Origin of the sequence: Streptococcus mitis (assembly GCF_002096815.1) — a bacterium.
GTDB lineage: Bacteria > Bacillota > Bacilli > Lactobacillales > Streptococcaceae > Streptococcus > Streptococcus mitis_AD.
Genome location: NZ_NCVJ01000017.1, coordinates 20,081 through 35,792, shown reverse-complemented (window position 1 = coordinate 35,792; position 15,712 = coordinate 20,081). Strand labels below are relative to the sequence as shown.

Here is a 15,712-nt window from a genome sequence, read left to right as displayed (position 1 = left end):
TTCAAAGACTGTTTAGGATTGGGTGGGCTTGTGTTAGACCTTTTCTGTTATTCTTTTCTTAGGAGGAGAATCCAATGAAACATATGATTATTCAGACACAGAAAACAGTCTATAAAGTAAACGTCGACGATATCTACTATATCCAAGCACATCCAACTAAAGCCCATACCGTACAGATTGTTACAGAAGAGGCTAGTTTTAATATGGTTCAAAATTTAAGTAATCTTGAGAACCAATATGGAGAAACCTTGATGAGGTGTCATCGAAATTGTTTGGTCAATCTTGATAAAGTAAAATCGATTGATTTTCAAGAAAGAATCCTTTTTCTTGGAGAAGAAGGTCAATACGCTGTCAAGTATGCTAGACGTCGCTATAGAGAAATTCGTCAAAAATGGTTGAAACAAGGAGAGTAAGAAGATGAGAATATTTGTTTTAGAAGATGATTTTTCCCAACAGACTAGGATTGAAACGACCATTGAGAAACTCTTGAAAGAACATCATATCATTCCCAGTTCTTTTGAAGTCTTTGGTAAGCCAGATCAACTGCTGGCAGAGGTGCATGAGAAGGGAGCCCATCAGCTATTCTTTTTGGATATTGAGATTCGAAATGAGGAGATGAAGGGTCTGGAAGTGGCTAGAAAGATTCGGGATCGGGATCCGTATGCCCTGATTGTCTTTGTGACAACTCACTCGGAATTTATGCCCCTGTCCTTTCGCTACCAAGTGTCTGCTTTGGACTACATTGATAAGGCCCTTTCGGCAGAAGAGTTTGAATCTCGTATCGAGACAGCCCTCCTCTATGCCAATAGTCAAGACAGTAAAAGTCTGGCGGAAGATTGCTTTTACTTTAAATCAAAATTTGCCCAATTCCAGTATCCTTTTAAAGAGGTTTATTATCTCGAAACGTCGCCCAGAGCCCATCGTGTTATTCTCTATACCAAGACAGACAGGCTGGAATTTACAGCGAGTTTAGAGGAGGTTTTCAAGCAGGAGCCTCGTCTCTTGCAGTGCCATCGCTCTTTTCTCATCAATCCTGCCAATGTAGTTCGTTTGGATAAGAAAGAAAAACTTCTTTTCTTTCCCAATGGGGGAAGCTGTCTAATCGCGCGTTATAAGGTCAGGGAAGTATCTGAAGCTATCAATAACTTGCATTGAGCTAGGAGAGTTTATGAATATTGCTTGGTTATTATTGTATACGCTTATTACTAATGGGCTAAAAATTGTTATTTTCTTTAAGGTAGATGGAATTGGTCTCAATTTTGAGAGAATTTTTAAGGCCTTTCTTTTTAAGCTACTTTTGGCAGTTGTTTTTGTAATGATTAGCTATATAGTAGGAAATGATTATCTATCTTATTTTATGGAACCCTTGTACGGTATAGGTTTGTCTTTCTTACTGTTAAGAGGGCTTCCTAAAAAACTCCTCTTCTTTTATGGTCTCTTTCCAATGATATTGGTGAATCTCTTTTATAGAGGGGTCTCCTATTTTGTGCTTCCATTTTGGGGACAAGAAATTGTAGATAAAGGTAGCAATCCTATCTTTTTATTGATGACGATATTCGTTTGCTTCATAGTTTTAGTCTTTTTGAAATGGTTGGACTATGATTTCACTAACTTGAGAAAGGAGATTCTCGATAAAGGTTTTCAAAAGTCCCTGACCACGATTAACTGGATAATGGGGGCTTATTATCTAGTGATGCAAAGTCTGTCTTTCTTTGAATATGAGCAAGGTATTCAATCAACGACTGTTCGCCATCTCATCCTAGTGTTCTACCTCCTATTTTTTATGGGGATTATCAAGAAATTGGATACCTATTTGAAGGACAAACTCCATGAGAGACTGGACCAAGAGCAGGTCTTGCGCTATAGAGATATGGAACGCTATAGTCGGCATATAGAGGAACTTTACAAGGAAGTAAGGAGTTTTCGCCATGACTACACCAACCTCTTAACAAGTTTACGTCTGGGTATTGAAGAGGAGGATATGGAGCAGATAAAAGAGATCTATGACTCGGTCTTAAAGGATTCTAGTGAAAAATTGCAGGATAATAAATATGACCTTGGCCGATTGGTGAATGTTCGGGATCGTGCCCTCAAAAGTCTTCTAGCTGGAAAATTTATAAAAGCTAGAGAAAAGGACATTGTCTTTAATGTCGAAGTTCCTGAAGAGATTCAGGTTGAGGGAATGAGACTGCTTGATTTTCTAACCATTGTATCTATCCTTTGTGACAATGCTATTGAAGCCAGTGCAGAGGCCAGTCAACCTCATGTTTCAATCGCCTTTTTAAAAAGCGGAGCACAGGAGACCTTCATCATCGAAAATTCCATCAAAGAAGAGGGCATAGATATTTCTGAAATCTTCTCCTTTGGAGTTAGTTCTAAAGGGGAGGAGAGAGGTGTCGGTCTCTATACCGTTATGAAGATTGTGGAAAGTTATCCCAATGCCAGTTTAAATACCACCTGTCAAAATCAAATCTTTCGTCAAGTTTTAACAGTTCACTCGATGTCAGTTGATGATTAGAAGATTTGTGGAAAGAAGTATCGCCTGTAGTCATCAATTAAAATGCCATAGTATATGAGGTATCCTATATGAATAAGAAATCCTTTTTTATCATCTGTTCTACGTTGATTATAGCATCGAATCTTCTCATGATTTCCGTGGTGAACAAGGGAGAAGAAACAGGGAGCAATCTGTTTGTGATTGCTATAGCCTGTGTTTTACTACCAGCATTTTTATATGCGGTTGAAAATCAACTGACTTCATTGGTAAGAGTAGAATCAATACTCTTGATTCAGTTGACAGTTATATCCCTACTCCGTCTTGTCAACAGAATAGGGAGTACGCCTGAAATTCTCAACATTATCATTACCCTTATCGCTTTGGCAAGTGGAACAGCTGCTATCCTTGTTGCGATCATGAGAATATATGAGAACAGACGGAAGTGAGGGTGAGTAGTTTTCTATTTTGTATTTTCACATTGTCAAGTTCCCCCAGGGCAAGTATGTTTTTCATGCTTGCTTTTTTTATTTTTAACAATTCAAGATGTTTTGATGACCATTTATGACTTGGATGAAAATTTTAAAAAATAGTAGTATACTAACCTTATTAAGGTTGTAATAGGACGAAAGTAAAAAGAGGTATTCCTCGTGAATATAAAAACAATGCTACAATTGGCTATTATGCTTGCTTAAAGGCTTGAGCCTGTAAGTAGAGGAACTGTACTTGGAGGTAATTATGGATTTCAAAAGTTTTCTTATTGTTTTTGTTGTTGGCATGTTTGTTTCTTTTATTACTTCTTTAATTAGGGAAAAATTTTTAAAATCTCCAAAGAAGAATAAAGATAGATCTAATTAGATAAAGAGATTTTTTATCGCTAGTTTAATCTACAGGGGAGTTTCTTTAATATTGTTTCGCCTGTCAAAATGATATGTGATAGCAGGATAAAAAATCTACAAATTAAGTTGGTATCAATATGGTGTAAAGGGCAAGTATGTTTTTCATGCTTGCTTTTTTTAATTTTTAACAATTCAAGATGTTTTGATGACCATTTATGATTTGAGTGATCCAAGGTCAAAATGAGTGCTATACTAGCAGTGTAAAGGTTGTAGCTCAACTAAGATAAAGCATACATTTAGGAGGAAATTTTATGAAGAAAAAAATATTGATCATTCTCGTTCTGTATCTGATCATGTCTATCCTTCTTTATCCGCTTAGGGAGAGTATTTGGTATCATCTATTTTATACCATAGCCTATATGATTGCGGTTGTGATCTATTTTGCTTTAACTAAAAAGAAAGGAGCAAAGAAATGAAAACTTTTCTTGCTAAAAAACGGAACATCTTCCTTGCGAGATTGTTCCTAGGTCAGTTGCCTTTACTTGTCTCTACTTATCTATTTCTATCTCGTCAGTTTTTAAATTTTTCCTTAGTTTTCCAATTTCTCTTAGTGGTTATTAACTTAGCTTCCATTTTGGTCACTGTTTACCTCACTAGGGAGATGAGGATAAGAGAGTTTGAAGATGATGATTTGGTTAGTCCTAGAACCAATCAACTGATGTTCATTGGTTTGACAGGATTTATGTCTATTATCTGTTTGTATAGAGGTATCACAGCAGGAGAATTCTATCAACAATTGATTGCCTATATTGGTGCTATTCTCTGTTTGATAATCATGCTTCTACTCATTTGGGGCTTGAAGTATTATAAAAAGTAGCTTGTCTTCCTCTTCTAATAGAATTTTTGATTAGAAGGTTCTATTAAAACGTTCGTGAAATAAATGAATGGAGGTATTTAATATGAAATACAGATTATTTCTTGTTATTTTCTTGAGTAGTATTTTGAATATTCTTTTAGGGACATTTTTACAAATCTCTAATGAATCGATTGGGTGGCTTGTTCTTTATAGTGGCTTGTTTGAAGCAGGCGTTTTCCTTCTTGCTAATAAAGGGGTGGCGGTAAAAATCAAGGAAGTAGACATCCAAAACCGATTTAAATTTATTTTTGGAAAAACCTTATGGTTTCAAATTCTTTTGCTCATCTTTTTGATGGTCAAACTTTATCTTGGTTTGGATGCGAGGTTAATTTTATTCTATGGACATATTTTCATTGTCTTTAATGCCTTAATGTATCTATTATCTAGTAGTCAGGTTAGCCTTAAAAAGAACAAACTGTCTTCTTAATCTTGCAGTAGTAGAGCTTGACAAGGGGAGGTCATAGTGGAAAGAGTTTCTATGAAAAAGTATCAGCTTCTACTCAAAATAAGCGCAGTCTACTCTTACTTATTTTTCGTATTTGGTCTTTCTCAGCTGACGCTTATTGTTCAAAATTATTGGCAATTTTCTTCCCAGATTGGCAATTTCGTCTGGATTCAAAATCTCTTGAGTTTGCTATTTAGTGGAGTCATGATTTGGATTCTGGTTAAGACAGGCCATGGTTATCTCTTTCGCATTCCGAGAAAAAAATGGCTTTGGTATTCGATTTTGACAGTATTAGTGCTAGTGCTCTATATCTCTTTTAACGTTCAGGCAGCTAAACATGTTCAGTCAACTGCTGAAGGTTGGGCGGTATTGATCGGTTATAGTGGGACCAACTTTGCTGAGCTAGGTATCTATATAACCCTGTTCTTTCTGACTCCACTTATGGAAGAGCTGATTTATAGAGGATTACTGCAACACGCCTTTTTTAAGCATTCGAGATTTGGCCTTGATTTGCTCCTTCCTTCCATTTTATTTGCTCTTCCTCATTTTTCAAGCCTGCCTAGTCTGTTAGATATCTTCGTCTTTGCAACATTTGGCATCATCTTTGCTAGTTTGACTCGCTATACAAAGAGCATTTATCCTTCCTATACGGTGCATGTGATCAATAATATTTTCGCAACATTACCATTTTTGCTGACTTTTTTACACAGGGTATTTAGCTAAAAATAGTAGATTAAAAATAATTATCGATTTTAAGAAGTGAATAATGGAATTTAATATTATTCACTTCTTATTAGTTGATTGGGAAGATTGTACTCTTTGAGTAATTTAAGATGTTTCGATGATCATTCAAGATTTGTATGAAAAACTTTAACAAATAGTGTTATACTAAAATTGCCAATTGCAACAGGATAACAATTAAAATTAAAAATAAAAAAGAGGTATTCGTTATGAATACAAAAACGATGTCACAATTTGAAATGATGGATACTGATATGCTTGCGAAAGTTGAAGGAGATTTCGGAGGTTGGGGAGATATGATTTCTGGTTTATTGGGTGGGCTAGCACTTTCTCCAACTTTGGATCAATTAATGGTAAGTGGCCTATTATACATCCTTCAAAACCATGTAGTCCTTATGGTATTGGGGGAACTCCAAACTCATGTAATGGTATTTAAAAAGGATTGAAACTATGAAGGCAAAATATGGGAATCAAATTGTTGATGTTTGGGAAATTGGTCAAGCGACTCCTAAACCAAGTTGGGTAGAGGAAGCTTTTCAAAAAAATTATATGGTTTGGTTGGATAATCATGTGCGCATTCTAATGGCAGGTCTTAATACTTCTCTCGCAACGAATATCAAGTTTGGTCTAGTTGGAACAGTTGGAGGAGGATTCGCTGGTTATGGGATGTATGTTCTTGGTTATCCAGGTGATTATATAGATATCACCAATCATAGAGTTGTTTCTGCTAAAACATTTCACAAAAGTTATCAAATTTTAGAAAATGATTAGATATCATTTAATTGTAATGGAGAAAGCTATGAAAAAACATCCTATTCTTTTCAAAGCGAGTGCAATTCTTTCTTATTTGTTTCTGTTTTTCGGACTGTTTTGGACAACCCGATTTTGGAGCAACTATTGGGAGTTCTCGTCTTGGGTAGGAAATCTTATCTGGATTCGAAACATCATCAGCCTTCTCTTTATCAGCTTGATGGTTTGGATTTTGGTCAGGTCGGGCCATGCTTATCTCTTTCGCATCCCTAGGAAAAAGTGGTTGAGCTATTCTGTCCTGACGGTGTTAGCAGCTGTTGTGCTTATCTGTTTTAACTATCTGACAGCTAAACACGTTCAGGGGACGAACGAAGGGTGGAATTTGTTTATTGCCTATAGTGAGACCAATTTTGCGGAGTTCGGTGTTTACCTAACTTTAATCGTACTAGGACCTCTGATGGAAGAATTGGTATGTAGGGGATTGCTTCAACATGCCTTCTTTAAGAATTCGAGGTGGGGGCTGGATCTTCTCTTTCCGTCATTCTTATTTGCCTTGCCCCATTTTTCTAGCTTGCCAAGTCTCGCAGATATTTTTGTCTATACGGCAGTGGGTTGTCTATATGCCTGGCTGACACGTTATACGAAGAGTATCTATCCTTCTTATTCGATTCATATTGTTAATAATATCATCGCAAACTTACCATTTTTGCTCACTTTTCTACACAGGGTCCTGGGCTAAAAAACCAGAAGACTTGCTTTTCAGCCATAGAGGAGGTCATCATGTATAAACACTTATTTTTCCTAGATTCAAAAACCTTAGACTGGTTAACACCTTATATTCTGGTCTTGGCTTCTGACACCATTGCTTTTAATGTTTTTGTGCTAACCTTTGTATCTGTGGTGGTCTTTTATTTCCTAAATCCCATGTTATCTTTAATGGCTATCTTCTTAGGGGCTGGTTATGTGGTCGGATTTTGGTTGCTAAAATGGTTTGTTTTGGAAAGATTAGAGCTCAAGGATGACTTGTAGGGAAGTCTGTTTGGTGAGGAGGATAATTTTATGAAGTTTTTGGATAAATTTCATGCCTTTTGTTTTGGATTTTTAGTACTAATAATCGTCATTACAGTTCCTTATACGATTAACCATGGGGATTTTTTTCAAAATGAGCCTGCACTGATTATTGTAAGTCTTCTTGTAACTTCGCTGAGTGTTACTTATGCTAGAAAGTTTGAAATGATTTCTTTTGGGATGTTAAGCAAGAAAGACCTTTTGCTTTTCATTGCAATCTTTCTTCTAAGTGTACTTGAGACACTGGTTTATATTCATTTCTTTGCTGTTTCTTCTGGCGCGGGAGTTCAACACTTGGCGGAAGTCAGCAGAGGAATTTCCCTGTCTTTGATTTTGACTACCTCAGTTTTTGGACCAATCCAGGAAGAACTCATTTTCAGAGGACTTCTTCAAGGTGCCGTTTTTGACAATTCTTGGTTAGGGCTTGTGCTAACTTCCTCTCTCTTTTCTTTCATGCATGGACCTTCTAATGTCCCTTCGTTTATTTTTTATCTACTTGGGGGCTTGTTGCTGGGTTTTGCTTATAAAAAGAGCCAAAACTTGTGGGTTTCTACTCTAGTCCACATGTTTTACAACAGTTGGCCACTCCTATATTATTTATAAAAATCATGAAAAGGTAAGTAGGAGATGGTGCTTGCCTTTTTCAAGTTATAATGATAGCCCGAGCCAATTGAGATGCTTTTCTTTGAGAATCGGGCGTGGAGCGGTTGACGAATAGGCCAAAAACTAGTAGAATAGTAAGGAAACTTTATACGGAGGAAAGAAATGGATTTGGGTGATAATGAGCTAACACTGACTCCCATACCTGGGAAAAGTGGCAAGGCTTATATGGGTAGCTATCCTGATGGGAAGCGCATCTTTGTAAAAATGAACACCTCTCCAATCCTACCTGGTCTAGCTAGAGAACAAATTGCTCCACAATTATTATGGAGTCGCCGTTTGGCAGATGGGCGTGATATGTGTGCTCAAGAATGGTTGACAGGCAAGATATTGACCCCCTATGATATGAATCGTAAGCAAATCGTCAATATTTTAACCCGTCTTCATCGCTCACGTCCGTTGATGACACAGTTGAGTCGTTTGGGATATGCCATGGAAACACCTGTAGATTTATTACAGTCTTGGCAGGAAACGGCTCCAGATGCTTTGCGTAAAAATCATTTTATCAGTGAAGTGATGGCTGATTTACGTCAGACTATTCCAGGATTTAGAGAGGACCATGCGACCATTGTCCATGGAGATGTACGACATAGTAATTGGATTGAGACAGACAGTGGCTTGATTTATTTGGTGGATTGGGATTCGGTTCGCTTGACTGATCGCATGTTTGATGTGGCCCATATGCTCTGCCATTATATTCCAGAACATCAGTGGAAGGAATGGTTGACCTACTACGGTTATAAGTACAATCAAACGGTATTAAATAAATTGTATTGGTACGGTCAATTGTCTTACTTGAGCCAGATTTCCAAGTATTATATGAACCAAGATTTAGAAAATGTCAATCGGGAGATTCATGGCCTGCGTCACTTCCGAGACAAGTATGGAAAGAGAAGATGAGAGTTAGAAATCGTAAAGGGGCGACAGAATTACTAGAAGCAAATCCCCAGTATGTAGTCCTCAATCCCTTGGAAGCCAAGGGGAAATGGCGGGACTTGTTTGGTAACGACAATCCCATTCATGTGGAAGTTGGAAGTGGAAAGGGTGCCTTTGTTTCAGGTATGGCCAACCAAAACCCTGGCATCAACTATATCGGGATTGATATTCAAAAGTCTGTTTTGAGCTACGCTTTGGACAAGGTGCTTGAAGTTGGAGTGCCTAACATCAAGCTTTTGTGGGTAGATGGTTCTGACTTGACTGACTACTTTGAAGACGGTGAGATTGATCGCTTGTATCTGAACTTTTCAGATCCATGGCCTAAAAAACGCCATGAAAAGCGTCGTTTGACTTACAAGACCTTCTTGGATACCTTCAAGCGTATCTTACCTGAAAATGGAGAAATTCATTTCAAAACGGATAACCGTGGCTTGTTTGAGTACAGCCTAGTGAGCTTTTCTCAATATGGCATGAAGCTCAATGGTGTTTGGCTCGATTTACATGCCAGTGATTTTGAAGGCAATGTCATGACAGAATACGAGCAAAAATTCTCCAACAAGGGTCAAGTTATCTACCGAGTTGAGGCAGAATTTTAAGAAATAGCCTAAAATCAGGCTGTATAAGTGCTTTTGCTTTACATAAGTTGGCAAACGTGCTATACTAATAGTAAGAATATTAGAAAGAGAGGCGGGGAAATATCTTCGCCTCTTGCTTATGAGGAGGTGGACGCAATCGCAACAATCGTAGAATTAGTCAGAGAAGTTGTAGAACCTGTCATAGAAGCGCCTTTCGAACTCGTGGATATCGAGTATGGAAAGATTGGCAGTGACATGATTCTCAGTATTTTTGTAGATAAACCTGAAGGAATTACCTTGAACGACACGGCGGACTTGACAGAAATTATCAGTCCTGTCCTAGATACCATCAAGCCAGATCCCTTCCCAGAACAATATTTCCTAGAAATCACCAGTCCAGGCTTGGAACGTCCTTTGAAAACCAAGGATGCCGTCGCTGGAGCGGTTGGGAAATACATCCATGTCGGGCTCTACCAAGCCATCGATAAGCAAAAGGTCTTTGAAGGAACCTTGTTGGCCTTCGAAGAGGACGAGTTGACTATGGAATATATGGACAAGACGCGTAAGAAAACTGTCCAAATTCCATACAGTTTAGTATCAAAAGCACGTTTAGCAGTTAAATTATAGAAAAAGAAAGGATAGCTTTTGAGAATTCAAAAGTGAAGAAAACATGAGTAAAGAAATGCTAGAGGCCTTCCGCATTTTGGAAGAAGACAAGGGAATCAAAAAAGAAGATATCATCGACGCAGTAGTAGAGTCGCTTCGTTCCGCTTATCGCAGACGCTATGGTCAATCTGATAGCGTAGCTATTGATTTCAACGAAAAAACAGGTGACTTTACAGTTTATACTGTTCGTGAAGTGGTTGATGAAGTATTTGATAGCCGTTTGGAAATCAGCTTGAAAGATGCTCTTGCCATTAATTCAGCCTATGAGCTTGGCGACAAGATTAAGTTTGAAGAAGCACCTGCTGAGTTTGGTCGTGTAGCAGCCCAATCTGCCAAACAAACCATCATGGAAAAAATGCGCAAGCAAACACGTGCCATCACTTACAATACTTACAAAGAACATGAGCAAGAAATCATGTCTGGTACAGTAGAACGCTTTGACAACCGCTTCATCTATGTCAACCTTGGCAGCATTGAAGCCCAATTGTCAAAACAAGACCAAATTCCTGGAGAAGTCTTTGCTTCTCATGATCGTATCGAAGTATATGTTTACAAGGTTGAAGACAACCCTCGTGGTGTCAACGTCTTTGTTAGCCGTAGCCATCCCGAAATGATCAAACGTTTGATGGAGCAAGAAATTCCAGAAGTTTATGATGGAACTGTTGAAATCATGAGCGTGGCCCGTGAAGCTGGTGACCGTACTAAGGTTGCAGTTCGTAGCCATAATCCAAACGTGGACGCTATCGGTACAATCGTTGGACGCGGTGGAGCGAATATCAAGAAGATTACTAGTAAGTTCCACCCAGCTCGCTACGATGCTAAGAGCGACCGTATGGTCCCAATCGAAGAAAACATCGATGTTATCGAATGGGTAGCTGATCCAGCTGAATTTATCTACAATGCCATCGCTCCTGCTGAGGTTGATCAAGTTATCTTTGATGAAAACGACAGCAAACGTGCCTTGGTGGTTGTTCCTGATAACAAGCTTTCTCTTGCCATCGGTCGTCGTGGGCAAAACGTTCGCTTGGCAGCTCACTTGACTGGTTACCGTATCGATATCAAGTCTGCTAGCGAATTTGAAGCCATGGAAGAAGCTGGTTCGGTAGATTTGGAAGCAGAAAACGATACTGTAGAAGAATAAAAGCTGCTAGAGGAGGGAAAGATGAAAACGAGAAAAATCCCTTTGCGCAAGTCTGTTGTGTCCAACGAAGTGATTGATAAGCGTGATTTGCTCCGTATTGTTAAGAACAAGGAAGGACAAGTCTTTATCGATCCGACAGGCAAGGCCAATGGCCGCGGCGCTTACATCAAGCTAGACAATAAAGAAGCCCTAGAGGCTAAAAAGAAGAAGGTCTTTAACCGTAGCTTTGACATGGAAGTGGAAGAAAGCTTTTATGATGAGTTGATCGCTTATGTGGATCACAAAGTGAAAAGAAGAGAGTTAGGACTTGAATAAGCAAAAGATAAGCAATCTCTTGGGACTTGCTCAGAGAGCAGGGCGTATCATATCGGGTGAAGAATTGGTGGTTAAGGCCATTCAAGATGGCAAGGCCAAGTTGGTCTTTCTAGCCCATGATGCTGGACCCAATCTGACCAAGAAGATTCAAGATAAAAGTCATTATTATCAAGTAGAAATTGTAGCCGTGTTTTCAACACTGGAATTAAGCATAGCAGTCGGGAAATCGAGAAAGGTTTTGGCTGTAACAGATGCTGGATTTACAAAGAAAATGAGGTCTCTTATGGAATAGAAGAGGAGGACATGATTTGTCTAAGAAAAGATTGTACGAAATCGCAAAAGAACTTGGAAAAGAAAGTAAAGAAGTTGTAGCGCGTGCAAAAGAGTTGGGCTTGGATGTGAAAAGCCACTCATCAAGTGTGGAAGAAGCTGTCGCTGCAAAAATCGCTGCCAGCTTTAAGCCTGCAGCTGCTCCAAAAGTAGAAGCAAAACCTGCAGCACCAAAAGCAAGTGCAGAAAAGAAAGCCGAAAAATCTGAACCAGCTAAACCAGCTGTAGCTAAGGAAGAGGCAAAACCGGCTGAGCCAGTCGCTCCGAAGGCAGAAAAAGTAGCAGCTAAACCGCAAAGCCGTAATTTTAAGGCTGAGCGTGAAGCCCGTGCCAAAGAGCAGGCAGAACGACGCAAGCAAAACAAGGGCAATAACCGTGACCAACAACAAAACGGAAACCGTCAGAAAAACGACGGTCGCAATGGTGGAAAACAAGGTCAAGGCAACCGCGACAATCGTCGCTTTAACGACCAAGCTAAGAAACAGCAAGGTCAGCAAAATCGTGGAAATGAGCGTCGTCAACAAGAGGATAAACGTCCAAATCAAGCAGCTCCACGTATTGACTTTAAAGCCCGTGCAGCTGCCCTAAAAGCAGAACAAAATGCAGAGTACGCTCGTTCAAGCGAGGAACGCTTCAAGCAGTATCAAGCTGCTAAAGAAGCCTTGGCTCAAGCCAACAAACGCAAGGAGCCAGAGGAAATCTTTGAAGAAGCTGCTAAGTTAGCTGAACAAGCGCAACAAGTTCAAGCAGTGGTTGAAACAGCTCCTGTGAAAAAAGAAGTTGCAGTGGATACACGTCGTAAGAAGCAAGCCCGACCAGACAAAGAGCGCGATGATTACGATCGCGAAGAAGATGGTCCTAGAAAACAACAAAAGAATCGAAGTAGTCAAAATCAAGTGAGAAATCAAAGAAATAGTAACTGGAATAACAACAAGAAGAACAAAAAAGGCAATAACAAGAATAACCGTAATCAGGCTCCAAAACCTGTTACAGAGCGTAAATTCCATGAATTGCCAACAGAATTTGAATATACAGATGGTATGACCGTTGCGGAAATCGCAAAACGTATCAAACGTGAACCAGCTGAAATCGTTAAGAAACTTTTCATGATGGGTGTCATGGCCACACAAAACCAATCCTTGGATGGGGAAACAATTGAACTCCTCATGGTGGATTATGGTATCGAAGCCAAACAAAAGGTTGAAGTGGATAATGCCGACATCGAACGTTTCTTTGTCGAAGATGGTTATCTCAATGAAGATGAATTGGTTGAGCGTCCACCAGTTGTAACTATCATGGGACACGTTGACCACGGTAAGACAACCCTCCTAGATACCCTTCGTAATTCTCGTGTTGCGACAGGTGAAGCAGGTGGTATCACTCAGCATATCGGTGCCTACCAAATCGTGGAAAATGGCAAGAAGATTACCTTCCTTGATACACCAGGACACGCGGCCTTTACATCTATGCGTGCGCGTGGTGCATCTGTTACCGATATTACCATCTTGGTTGTAGCGGCCGATGATGGGGTTATGCCTCAGACTATCGAAGCCATCAACCACTCAAAAGCGGCCAACGTTCCAATCATCGTAGCCATCAACAAGATTGATAAACCAGGTGCTAACCCAGAACGCGTTATCGGTGAATTGGCAGAGCATGGAGTTATGTCAACTGCTTGGGGTGGAGATTCTGAATTTGTTGAAATCTCAGCTAAATTCAATCAAAACATTGAAGAATTGTTGGAAACAGTCCTTCTTGTGGCTGAAATCCAAGAACTCAAGGCAGATCCAACAGTTCGTGCGATCGGTACAGTTATCGAAGCTCGCTTGGATAAAGGAAAAGGTGCGGTCGCAACCCTTCTTGTGCAACAAGGTACCTTGAATGTCCAAGACCCAATCGTTGTCGGAAATACCTTTGGTCGTGTCCGTGCTATGACCAATGACCTTGGTCGTCGTGTTAAAGTTGCTGGACCATCAACACCAGTTTCTATCACAGGTTTGAACGAAGCGCCAATGGCGGGTGACCACTTTGCCGTTTACGAGGATGAAAAATCTGCGCGTGCAGCAGGTGAAGAACGTGCTAAACGTGCCCTTATGAAACAACGTCAAGCTACTCAACGTGTTAGCCTTGAAAACCTCTTTGATACACTTAAAGCTGGTGAACTCAAGTCAGTTAACGTTATCATCAAGGCCGACGTACAAGGTTCTGTTGAAGCCCTTTCTGCCTCACTTCAGAAAATCGATGTAGAAGGTGTTAAAGTTACCATTGTTCACTCAGCGGTCGGTGCCATCAACGAATCTGACGTGACTCTTGCCGAAGCTTCAAATGCCTTTATCGTTGGTTTCAACGTACGCCCTACACCACAAGCTCGTCAACAAGCTGAAGCTGACGATGTGGAAATCCGTCTCCACAGCATTATCTACAAGGTTATCGAAGAGATGGAAGAAGCCATGAAAGGGATGCTTGATCCAGAATTCGAAGAAAAAGTTATTGGTGAAGCAGTTATTCGTGAAACCTTCAAGGTGTCTAAAGTGGGAACTATCGGTGGATTCATGGTCATCAACGGTAAGGTTACCCGTGACTCTAAAGTTCGTGTTATCCGTGATGGTGTCGTTATCTATGATGGCGAACTCGCAAGCTTGAAACACTACAAAGACGACGTCAAAGAAGTTACAAACGGCCGTGAAGGTGGTTTGATGATCGATGGCTACAATGATATCAAGATGGATGATGTGATTGAGGCCTATGTCATGGAAGAAATCAAGAGATAAGATTTTTTTGCTCCTTTCTTAGGTGGTGAGGGACGCAAGCAAACCGATGGTTTCATTGCTTATTTTTGAGCCTAGGGTCTCAAAAATCCCTTGTGATTGGACTGATAAATCAGTTCCATCACTTTCACCACAGCGAAAGAAGTGGATGATTTCAAATTGAACTTCGTTTCAATTTGAAATGAAAATCAAGCAGTTTAAAAATAGCTAGGTCTGCTGGTCTAGCTTTTGGTTCAAAGTAGAGAAAGGAATATCATGGCAAATCATTTCCGTACGGATCGTGTGGGCATGGAAATCAAGCGTGAAGTCAATGAGATTTTGCAAAAGAAAGTCCGTGATCCGCGTGTCCAAGGTGTGACCATCACAGATGTTCAGATGCTAGGTGACTTGTCTGTTGCCAAGGTTTACTACACCATTTTGAGTAACCTTGCTTCAGATAATCAAAAAGCTCAAATCGGGCTTGAAAAAGCAACTGGTACTATCAAACGTGAACTTGGTCGTAATTTGAAATTGTACAAAATCCCAGATTTGACCTTCGTCAAAGACGAATCCATCGAATATGGAAACAAGATTGACGAAATGCTACGCAATCTGGATAAGAACTAAGAAGAGGGGCAACCCTCTTTTTTGGTGGGGAAATGGCTACAAAACATACTGGGGAATCTTTCTAGACTTAAAAATTATTAAAAAGCTTTATAAAATTTAGCTTGTATGATATTATAGGAAATGAAAAGAGGGAGATAAAACGATTTTTCAGTAATAGGCAGCAAGGCTGGTATCGATATCATTTTGAAAGTGTAGTTAAACGAGGAAAGATAATATGGGACTCATAAAAACTCTAGCTAAAACTTACGGGAATTACTTTTTGACCATGCAAGGTGTAAAAGTGATGAAAACGATAAAGAAAGATGACCATGTCGTTGTCGGTCTAGGAAAACTCTTTATTGCAGACAAGCTAATGGATACGGCTCGATGGCTTATCAAGCCAGAGGATGGAAAATGAAATTTTTCTGGGGACTTCTTGCCATTATTTTTATCAAACCAATTTTTGGGATTTTGAAATTCTTT

The 15,712-nt window shown here is 39.6% G+C and carries 21 protein-coding genes and 1 pseudogene; all 22 read left to right on the top strand.

Annotated elements, in window-relative coordinates; translation table 11 throughout:
* Positions 1-74 precede the first annotated feature (74 nt).
* The 22 genes and pseudogenes from B7696_RS02090 (at position 75) to B7696_RS01980 (ending at position 15,647) form a co-directional block, all read left to right on the top strand.
* Positions 75-413, top strand: coding sequence for a LytTR family DNA-binding domain-containing protein (locus tag B7696_RS02090; protein ID WP_084861871.1), 339 nt, complete (start codon positions 75-77; stop codon positions 411-413).
* A gap of 4 nt (positions 414-417) precedes the next feature.
* Positions 418-1,155, top strand: a complete 738-nt coding sequence (locus B7696_RS02085; protein WP_084861870.1) for a response regulator transcription factor — start codon at positions 418-420, stop codon at positions 1,153-1,155.
* Positions 1,156-1,168: 13 nt separating this feature from the next.
* Entirely contained in the window at positions 1,169-2,518 is a 1,350-nt protein-coding gene (locus B7696_RS02080) for a sensor histidine kinase (RefSeq protein ID WP_084861868.1), read from the top strand.
* A 68-nt stretch (positions 2,519-2,586) separates the two neighbouring features.
* Entirely contained in the window at positions 2,587-2,943 is a 357-nt protein-coding gene (locus tag B7696_RS02075; RefSeq protein ID WP_084861866.1) for a hypothetical protein, read from the top strand.
* 289 nt (positions 2,944-3,232) lie between these two features.
* The gene (locus tag B7696_RS10500) at positions 3,233-3,352 is read left to right on the top strand and encodes a PncF family bacteriocin immunity protein (protein WP_004269601.1); all 120 of its coding nucleotides are present in this window, start codon (positions 3,233-3,235) and stop codon (positions 3,350-3,352) included.
* A gap of 453 nt (positions 3,353-3,805) precedes the next feature.
* On the top strand, positions 3,806-4,210 hold the full coding sequence (locus B7696_RS02060) for an immunity protein (protein ID WP_084861863.1): 405 nt from the start codon (positions 3,806-3,808) through the stop codon (positions 4,208-4,210).
* An 82-nt stretch (positions 4,211-4,292) separates the two neighbouring features.
* Positions 4,293-4,676 (top strand): immunity protein, encoded by a 384-nt coding sequence (locus B7696_RS02055; protein WP_162496607.1) that lies wholly within the window; start codon positions 4,293-4,295, stop codon positions 4,674-4,676.
* A 51-nt stretch (positions 4,677-4,727) separates the two neighbouring features.
* Positions 4,728-5,417 carry a CPBP family intramembrane glutamic endopeptidase gene (locus B7696_RS02050; protein ID WP_084861859.1) on the top strand — a complete coding sequence of 230 codons (690 nt, stop codon included), beginning with the start codon at positions 4,728-4,730 and terminating at the stop codon, positions 5,415-5,417.
* Between the two features lie 227 nt (positions 5,418-5,644).
* Positions 5,645-5,871 (top strand): annotated as a pseudogene (locus B7696_RS02045) (ComC/BlpC family peptide pheromone/bacteriocin).
* 14 nt (positions 5,872-5,885) lie between these two features.
* Positions 5,886-6,206: a hypothetical protein gene (locus tag B7696_RS02040; protein ID WP_000645118.1), complete on the top strand. Its 321-nt coding sequence runs from the start codon at positions 5,886-5,888 to the stop codon at positions 6,204-6,206.
* 28 nt (positions 6,207-6,234) lie between these two features.
* The gene (locus tag B7696_RS02035) at positions 6,235-6,924 is read left to right on the top strand and encodes a CPBP family intramembrane glutamic endopeptidase (protein ID WP_084861857.1); all 690 of its coding nucleotides are present in this window, start codon (positions 6,235-6,237) and stop codon (positions 6,922-6,924) included.
* 41 nt (positions 6,925-6,965) lie between these two features.
* Positions 6,966-7,214: an immunity protein BlpZ gene (gene blpZ / locus B7696_RS02030; protein WP_000276515.1), complete on the top strand. Its 249-nt coding sequence runs from the start codon at positions 6,966-6,968 to the stop codon at positions 7,212-7,214.
* 30 nt (positions 7,215-7,244) lie between these two features.
* A complete protein-coding gene (locus B7696_RS02025; RefSeq protein ID WP_084861856.1) occupies positions 7,245-7,856 on the top strand; it encodes a CPBP family intramembrane glutamic endopeptidase in 612 nt (203 codons plus the stop codon).
* A gap of 162 nt (positions 7,857-8,018) precedes the next feature.
* Positions 8,019-8,813: a cell cycle regulator CcrZ gene (gene ccrZ, locus B7696_RS02020; protein ID WP_000362999.1), complete on the top strand. Its 795-nt coding sequence runs from the start codon at positions 8,019-8,021 to the stop codon at positions 8,811-8,813.
* A complete protein-coding gene (gene trmB / locus B7696_RS02015) occupies positions 8,810-9,445 on the top strand; it encodes a tRNA (guanosine(46)-N7)-methyltransferase TrmB (RefSeq protein ID WP_084861854.1) in 636 nt (211 codons plus the stop codon). Before ccrZ ends, trmB begins: the two co-directional genes overlap by 4 nt.
* Positions 9,446-9,571: 126 nt before the next feature.
* Positions 9,572-10,051 (top strand): ribosome maturation factor RimP, encoded by a 480-nt coding sequence (gene rimP / locus B7696_RS02010; protein ID WP_001808691.1) that lies wholly within the window; start codon positions 9,572-9,574, stop codon positions 10,049-10,051.
* 43 nt (positions 10,052-10,094) lie between these two features.
* Positions 10,095-11,231 (top strand): transcription termination factor NusA, encoded by a 1,137-nt coding sequence (gene nusA, locus B7696_RS02005; protein WP_000032285.1) that lies wholly within the window; start codon positions 10,095-10,097, stop codon positions 11,229-11,231.
* 21 nt (positions 11,232-11,252) lie between these two features.
* On the top strand, positions 11,253-11,546 hold the full coding sequence (gene rnpM, locus B7696_RS02000) for an RNase P modulator RnpM (protein ID WP_000857567.1): 294 nt from the start codon (positions 11,253-11,255) through the stop codon (positions 11,544-11,546).
* The gene (locus B7696_RS01995; RefSeq protein ID WP_033681346.1) at positions 11,539-11,838 is read left to right on the top strand and encodes a YlxQ-related RNA-binding protein; all 300 of its coding nucleotides are present in this window, start codon (positions 11,539-11,541) and stop codon (positions 11,836-11,838) included. The genes rnpM and B7696_RS01995 overlap by 8 nt, the downstream gene beginning before the upstream one ends.
* A gap of 16 nt (positions 11,839-11,854) precedes the next feature.
* Entirely contained in the window at positions 11,855-14,647 is a 2,793-nt protein-coding gene (infB, locus tag B7696_RS01990) for a translation initiation factor IF-2 (RefSeq protein ID WP_084861852.1), read from the top strand.
* 252 nt (positions 14,648-14,899) lie between these two features.
* Positions 14,900-15,250: a 30S ribosome-binding factor RbfA gene (gene rbfA / locus B7696_RS01985; protein WP_001273601.1), complete on the top strand. Its 351-nt coding sequence runs from the start codon at positions 14,900-14,902 to the stop codon at positions 15,248-15,250.
* 214 nt (positions 15,251-15,464) lie between these two features.
* The gene (locus B7696_RS01980; protein WP_084861850.1) at positions 15,465-15,647 is read left to right on the top strand and encodes a hypothetical protein; all 183 of its coding nucleotides are present in this window, start codon (positions 15,465-15,467) and stop codon (positions 15,645-15,647) included.
* The last annotated feature ends 65 nt before the right edge of the window (positions 15,648-15,712 follow it).